The following is an 8528-nucleotide window of genomic DNA, read 5'->3' as shown; positions in this document are numbered from 1 at the left end:
CTTTATTTGGTTTGCATTAATTATTCCTATTATTTTGACTTTGTTTTTTATCAGTACCAGAATTAATCGATTTATCTTGAAATTCGATTTTCGGGTAAGTGCAAACTTTTTTCAACAATTTTATAATTATAGTTGGTTTTTATTTTCAAAGCCTGATCGGTGGTTTTGTTAATGAAGACTTTTTCTGTGTTTAAATATTTTTAAATTCAGGAAATTTATCTTATTGAACATAATGATTCAATTTTTAGAATTAATTCTAAATCAACAAAATTTACAGATTGCCTAATCAACTTTCTATAAATATTGAGTCATACTATATATTAAGAATTCCCCCAGTTCTATTCAACTTAAATTTTCTTTTATGAAAATTAATCCTGCAACAAATCACTCCGCATGGAAGATTGATTCAGATCAATATTCCTCAAAATTTTCAAGACCTTTTTTATTCTACAGGAATAAAAACTGCTCTTTAGTATACTTTGTTATACGCAATACGACATGATTTTTTTACTGAAATGCAGTTTACATTCTTAGTATACTACGAATTTAAATTTCATTTTAATTAGTTGATTTTTAACGTTTTTTGAAATTGCCTAAGCATACGTGCTTATCGCAAGAGGTATTTTATTGTCCATTTTCTAATCTTCCAAATTATGAAAAAAACTTTTACTTTTTATGATCTCATCGTTCAGAGGAGATTATTAGCCGTATGGCTTTTATTGTTTTTATTGCTTATGAGTAATAAAAACTTTGCTCAAACGTTTTGTCGACCAACGGGAAGCTCTACAAGTATTGGTGGAGTCTGTTTAGGTACTACCGGAGTTACTAACGCAGCTTTGGCATACGATTCCAGTTTAAGTACTTATGCAACAATAACAAACTCATTAGGAGTAGGTTGTTTTGCTGAAGAAACGGTAACCTTTAATCAAACTGCAAAGGCAGGAGATCAAATTGTATTGTATTACGGTAACGGTAGTGCCGTAATAAGTGCCGGAGTCCTTGCAAATTCGACTATCCAACCGTTTTTATCTAATGTTTCTGCAGGAAGTGCGGTTCCTTTGAGCGGATTAGTAAATCTTCAATTATTAGATAATGGAGAGAATATTAATGTCGTAAAGTATACTTTGACATCAGATGCAAATCAGATAAAAATTCAAACAGGGGGACTTGTTAGTTTACTGATTAATTTAAGAATTTATGATGTGCGTTTGCAATTTGCAAAACCTACGATTGCCAATGGAGAAACACAATCAGTGTGTTTCGGACAATCAGTAGCACTTTCTGCTACAGCTGCAGCTGGTACTACAGTTGCGTGGTATGATTCTCCAACTGCTACTACACCACTTTCGAATGTAGGAACTTATACTACGCCAGCACTAACCGCTAGCACAACTTATTATGTAAGTACCTCAAGAAACGGTGTTTGCGAAAGTGATCAGCGATTACCTGTAACTATTAATGTCGTTCAGCCTATAGCGCCTGTTATTAGTGCCACCGGAACGACTATTTGTTCTGCTGGAGCCACTCAGGCAACTACTTTATCGGTTATAAATCCGGTGTTAGGAACAACTTATTCCTGGTACAATGTTGCAACGGGAGGTGTTGCTTTGACTACTGGAACTACCTATACGCCAACTGTGCCTACGGGTATTTCTACTTATTATGTTGAAGCATCAATTGGTACATGTAAATCGACTCGTACTCAGGTAAATGTTACTTCAACTCCGGTTCCTGCGCTTGCAACGATATTAACACAAGGTGTATCGATTCTTGCTGGTCAGAATGCAACTTTAAGTGCTTCAACAGCTGAGCCGGGTGTTGGTTTAGATTGGTATGATACTCCAACAGGAGGAACAAAATTACTAGCTAATTCTACTACTTTTACAACTCCAATTTTAACAGCGACTAAAATCTATTATGTAGAATCAGTTAACCTTACAGGTGGTTGTGTCAGTACAACCAGAGTACCTGTAACGGTAACGGTTCAGCCAGCTGCTTTAGGCGGATGTCGTGAAGCTAGCAGTCAGGTTACTACACAAGTTGGTATATGTTTATTGTGTAGTTCAACTAATTTAAATAATTCTGTAGACGGTAATCCTGCAACAGCAGCGAGTTTAACTATTCCGATTGGTGTTGTTGCATCATTACAACAGACATTACAATTTACTAATCCTGGAAAAGCGGGAGATATCGTTGATGTAGAATTGGCACTGCCAGGCGGTATTGCCGATCTTTCTTTGTTAGGAGCCGTAAGCTTAGCAACTTACAACGGAGCAACCTATAATAATGATAGAATAGCGATAACAAATCCATTAATTTCACTTCAATTACTATCAGGTAATCGCTTTAGAGCAAGTGTTGTTGCAGGTGCGAATTTTGATCGTGTAGAAATTCGATTAGGAGCAGTCGCTAATCTTTTAACGACCGTAGATATTTATCAGGCGACTTACAGATATAAAGCACCAGTTATTTCTGGAAATACTACAATTTGCAGCGGACAAACTGCAACTTTAAATGCTAATCTGGCTTTAGGTGAAACTATCAGATGGTATGATGCTTTAACTGGCGGAAATTTATTAAACAGTACAGCTTCGTTTACAACACTGCCTTTAACTGCTAATACAACTTATTATGTTGAATTGACTCGCAATGGCTGTGTCAATGGTGAAAGAAATCCTGTTACAGTTACGGTAAATAATCCAGTGGCACCAACAGCAATTTCTACTGTTCCAACTAATTTATGCAGTGGAGAAACTACAACGATAACCATTCAATCCCCAGTTGCAGGTACAACGTATAATTGGTACGATGCTGCTTCAGGAGGAACATTGGTATTTACAGGAACTTCTTTTGTAACCCCAAGTTTGACTGTTCCAACTACTTATCATATTGAAGCGGTAATTGGAACTTGTTTAAGTGCTCGTACACCAGTTAATGTAAATGTTAACCCTAGACCAGCACCTCCAGTTCCTGTATCTTCGAATGTTATTATTCAGTCAGGTCAGAATGTACAGCTGTCTGTTGTAAGTGATCCGGGAGTTTCCTATTTATGGTACGATGCTCCAACAGGAGGAACTCTTTTGCAAGGTTCTGGCAGTAATACTTATACACCAAATCCGGTTTTAACTGCAAATAAAACATTTTATGTTGAAGCTGTAAATGGTTTATCAGATTGTAAAAGTATTTCAAGAGCTGCGATTAATGTAATGGTAACCAATACAGTTAGTACTTGTTTACAGCCAAGCACACAAGCAATAAATGTTGACCCTGGTTTATTATGTGTTTTATGTAATGGAATTAACGGACCTAACGCTGTTGACGCAAACCCGAATAATTTTGCTTCTTTGACTATAACTGCGGGAGTACTTAATTCATACATTCAACAAGAACTAAAATTTCTAACACCTGGTCAGGCGGGAGATATTATTGATGTCGAATTAGAATTACCTGGAGGTCTTGCTGATCTGTCATTGTTAGGATCTGTAAGTATAGGAACTTCTAATGGAGGGGTCGAAAATCTTCTGAGACTTGCAGTAAACAATAGTCTATTGAATTTGCAAGTATTATCAGGAAATAGATTTAAAGTTAGTTTCAAAACAAATGCCGCATTTGATCAAGTTGACATTAGATTAGGTGCATTAGTTGGTTTGTTAACTACTTTAAACGTTTATGGAGCTTCTTATAGATTTCCAAATGCTACAATAACGGGAGCAACAGCGCCAATTTGTGCAGGACAAACGGCAACATTAGCAGCTTCTTCTACAGGAACAGAAACTTTTACATGGTATGATGCTCCTACAGGTGGAAATATTGTGGCAGTTAGCCCAACACTTCCATTAACTGCTACTACAATTTATTATTTAGAAGCAACCCGAGGCGGAACTTGTATTAATAGTGTTCGTCAGCCTGTTACGGTTAATGTATTATCTATTCCAACAGCTGCGGATATTACAATTGCAAGTCCTTTAACTGCGTCTTGTGCAGGAGGAATTGTATTAGCTCCAACATCTGCTTTAGCGGGAGCAACATTTAAATATTACACAGATCAAAATAAAACACAAGAAATTACTACTGGGACTTCAGCGGGAGTAACTTATGTAAAAGATCCTACAACGGGAGCACTAACTATTAGCGGACTTATTGCGGCTAATGCTCCTTATACTTATTATCTATCTGTTTCTAATGGAGGAATTTGCGAAAACGTAAATGGAACATTAAAAGAAGTAGTTGTAAATTATCCAGCCGGTTCAGCTTTAACCGTTACAAGTCCGTTTGCGGGCTGTGCTAAAGTAAATCTGAAAGATGCTATTACCAATTTTGATACTACAGGAAATACAACTTATACTTTCTTTGATGCATCCAATAATCCAATTACAGATCAGGCAGCAGCCAATATTACAGTAGGTGGTAACTATTTTATTCAGGCTCAGACAACAGGTGTTGCTTGTCCATCAGTAAAAGTACCGGTAACTGTAAACGTAACTCCATTACCAACATTAACAGGAGTAACAAGCTCAATAGCGGTTACAAAAGGTTCATCTGTTACTTTAACTGCATCATCAAACGGAACCATAACCTGGTACGATCCACAAGGAAATGCTTTAGGATCTAATAGTACAGGTCCTCTTAATACAGTAGGAGTTTTTACATATACTGTAATTGCAAGCAACGGATCTTGTACTACAAGCCAAACAGTAACCATTAGTGTTATTGATCCTGCGACTTGTGATACGCTATTAGAAAGAGTATATGCTAGTACTGAATTAGCGGGATCAATTATTACCGGGTCTGTATCAAATAGACCTTTGGCTGTAGATGGTGATCCAAGTACTTTTTCCACCATTACTACAGGTTTAGGACTGTTAGGTATTGGAACTACTTGGCAAAATCTGCAATGGCCGACTACTATTCCTAAAGGAACTCCAGTAACAGTTAAATTAGGTTTACAAAATAGTTTAATTGCTGTTGGACAAAGTATTTCAGTAGTAGGTACTAAACGTGACGGATCTAATAATCCAATTGATATTGGAACTTTACAATCAGTATCAGGATCACTATTGAATTTATTACCAGGTCAAAATTCATTCGAATATACATTTGTACCTTCTAATACTTCAGGACTTCAGGATTATGATGGTATTCGTGTACAACTGGGATCAATTTTAAGTGTAGCACAAAACATTAATGTTTATGATGCTCATTATAAAAAACAAGTTACACAAATTGCTTGTGGTCAGGGAGATATTGAAGATATTTTCTCTGGCGTAAAAGATTTAGGAGTAGGCGCTTTAACAGCAACTGTAGGGGTTTCTAATCCGTGGAATATAGCCGATGGCGATGTTGCTACTTACGCTACAATGTTTAGCGGGGCAGGAGTTCTTGCTGCTGCTGAACTTACCACAACTTTTAGAACACCATCTATGGTAGGGGATAGTTTAAGAATTACAATTTCTAAACCAGGAACTCTTTTAAATCTTAATTTACTTACCGGATTCACGATTCAGTTATATTCAGGAAATATTGCTGTTGGTGCTCCAATACAAAACACAAGTAGTTTATTGACCTTAAAATTGCTAGCTGGAGACACAATGGCGATGACAATTGTGGCACCTCAAACACAGCCTTATGATAAAGTAGTAATTACTTTTGGAGGAGTTGCAAGTGTTTTAGATCAGCTTAGAGTTCATACTATCGATCGTGTAACCAATACGAAAGTCATTGGAAGCGATCCTGAAAATAAAATTACAGTCTGTCCCGGGGATAACATTACCCTCCAGGTACCGCCGAAATCTTGTGCAGATTATGCGTGGTACGATTCACCAATAGGAGGAAATGTTGTAGCGAGTGGTCAAACTTATACAATTCCGGCAGGATTAGCGGCAGGAACTTATAAATATTATGTTCAGCCAATTCGTTACGGCTGCGCTGCTTTAGAAAGAGGAGAAGTAACAGTTGTTGTTAGAGCTACTACTCCAGTATCAGCAATAGCAAACGTAACTATAAACGGAGGAAATGGGACTATTATTTGTTCTGAAACAGGAACAGTAACATTAGACGCAGTTTTAAGTAGTACACCAATTCTTACGAACCCAATATACCACTGGTATAGTTTTGACGGAACAACAAGTCAGTTAATTCCGGGTGAAACAACATCTAAATTAGTAATAAACGGATTAGCTCCGGGAACTTATACTTATTATTTAGGAGTGAGTTCAGATGAGTATTGTGAGACTACACCAGCAAATAGAAAACAAGTAACATTTACAATCTTACCAGCTTCTCTTGAATCGGATATAGAGGTAAATAATGCTTCAATTTGTCATAATACAGATGCAGTTTTAACGCCAACAACTACGCTGACAAATCCGGTTTTCTTCTGGTATTTAGATGCTAATAAAACACAGCCTATTTTAAATGGAACTGTGAGCGGCGTAACCTATGCTGTTAGTACTACAGGAGTTTTAACTGTATCAGGTTTAACAACTGCGATGAGCCCTCTTACTTATTATGTAGCTGTGACAAGCGACAATACATGTCAAAATAAAAACGGAGAACTTAAAGCAGCAACTGTAATAGTTAATGATCCTCCAACACCAACATCTACAAATAATCCTCAGAATTTCTGTTTGATCAATGCACCAACTGTAGCTAATCTTCAGGCAAATGAGGCGAATGTAGTTTGGTATCTTGCTGCTTCGGGAGGAACTGCATTAGATCCAACAACAACTTTGGTAAATGGAACCATTTATCACGGTGCTATAAAAGATTTATTAGGTTGTGAGAGTTCAGTTCGATCAGCAATAACAGTTAATGTTAACGATCCTGGAACACCAACCTTAGTAACAGCAGGAACACAAAACTTCTGTTTGGTAAATGCACCTACTTTTGCAAGTGTTCAGTTTAATGAAACAAACATTGTTTGGTATACCGCTTTAACAGGCGGAACAGGAATTCCATCAACAACAGCTTTAACAAGCGGTACTTATTACGCAGCAATCAGCGATCCAACATCAGGCTGTGAAAGTGCGGTAAGATTAACCGTGACGATTAGTGTTACTGATCCTGGAACACCAACATTAGTAACAGCAGGAACTCAAAACTTCTGTTTGATAAATGCTCCAACTTTTGCAAGTGTTCAGTTTAATGAAACAAACATTGTTTGGTATACAGCTTTAACAGGCGGAACAGGAATTCCATCAACAACAGCTTTAACAAGCGGTACTTATTATGCAGCAATCAGCGATCCAACATCAGGTTGCGAAAGCGCTGTTAGATTAACAGTAACCATCAATGTTAACGATCCTGGAACACCGACTTTAGTAACAGCAGGCACACAAAACTTCTGTTTGGTAAATGCTCCAACTTTTGCAAGTGTTCAGTTTAATGAAACCAACATCGTTTGGTATACCGCTTTAACAGGCGGAACAGGAATTCCATCAACAACAGCTTTAACAAGCGGTACTTATTATGCAGCAATCAGCGATCCAACAACAGGTTGTGAAAGCGCAGTTAGGTTAACCGTAACAATCAGCGTAACTGATCCTGGAACACCAACATTAGTAACAGCAGGCACACAAAACTTCTGTTTGGTAAATACGCCTACTTTTGCAAGTGTTCAGTTTAATGAAGCAAACATCGTTTGGTATACCGCTTTAACAGGCGGAACAGGAATTCCATCAACAACAGCTTTAACAAGCGGTACTTATTACGCAGCAATCAGCGATCCAACATCAGGTTGCGAAAGCGCGGTAAGATTAACCGTAACAATCAGCGTAACTGATCCTGGAACACCAACATTAGTAACAGCAGGAACTCAAAACTTCTGTTTGATAAATGCACCTACTTTTGCAAGTGTTCAGTTTAATGAGGCAAACATTGTTTGGTATACCGCTTTAACAGGCGGAGCAGGAATTCCATCGACTACAGTCTTAACAAGCGGTACTTATTACGCAGCAATCAGCGATCCAACATCAGGCTGTGAAAGTGCTGTTAGATTAACCGTAACGATCAATGTTAACGATCCTGGAACACCAACTTTGGTAACAGCAGGCACACAAAACTTCTGTTTAGTAAATGCGCCAACTTTTGCAAGTGTTCAGTTTAATGAAACCAACATCGTTTGGTATACCGCTTTAACAGGCGGAACAGGAATTCCATCAACAACAGCTTTAACAAGCGGTACTTATTATGCAGCAATCAGCGATCCAACAACAGGTTGTGAAAGCGCAGTTAGATTAACCGTAACAATCAGCGTAACTGATCCTGGAACACCAACATTAGTAACAGCAGGAACTCAAAACTTCTGTTTGGTAAATGCATCTACTTTTGCAAATGTTCAGTTTAATGAGGTAAACATCATTTGGTATACCGCTTTAACAGGCGGAACAGGAATTCCATCTACTACAGCGTTAACAAGTGGAACATATTACGCAGCAATCAGCGATCCAACAACAGGTTGTGAAAGCGCAGTTAGATTAACCGTAACAATCAGCGTAACTGATCCTGGAACACCAACATTAGTAACAGCA

Annotated in this window: 1 protein-coding gene; it reads left to right on the top strand. The window is 37.7% G+C overall.

The genetic code is table 11. The features are described 5' to 3' along the window. Positions 1–653 precede the first annotated feature (653 nt). Positions 654–8528, top strand: a 7875-nt coding sequence (locus FLACOL7796_RS02520; protein ID WP_173969263.1) for an Ig-like domain-containing protein, incomplete at its 3' end; no start/stop codon positions are given.

Origin of the sequence: Flavobacterium bizetiae, assembly GCF_902804475.1 — a bacterium.
In the GTDB taxonomy this organism is placed as follows: Bacteria; Bacteroidota; Bacteroidia; order Flavobacteriales; family Flavobacteriaceae; genus Flavobacterium; species Flavobacterium bizetiae.
The sequence above is the reverse complement of the archived record's forward strand: the minus strand, read 5'-3'. Positions and strand labels throughout refer to the sequence as shown.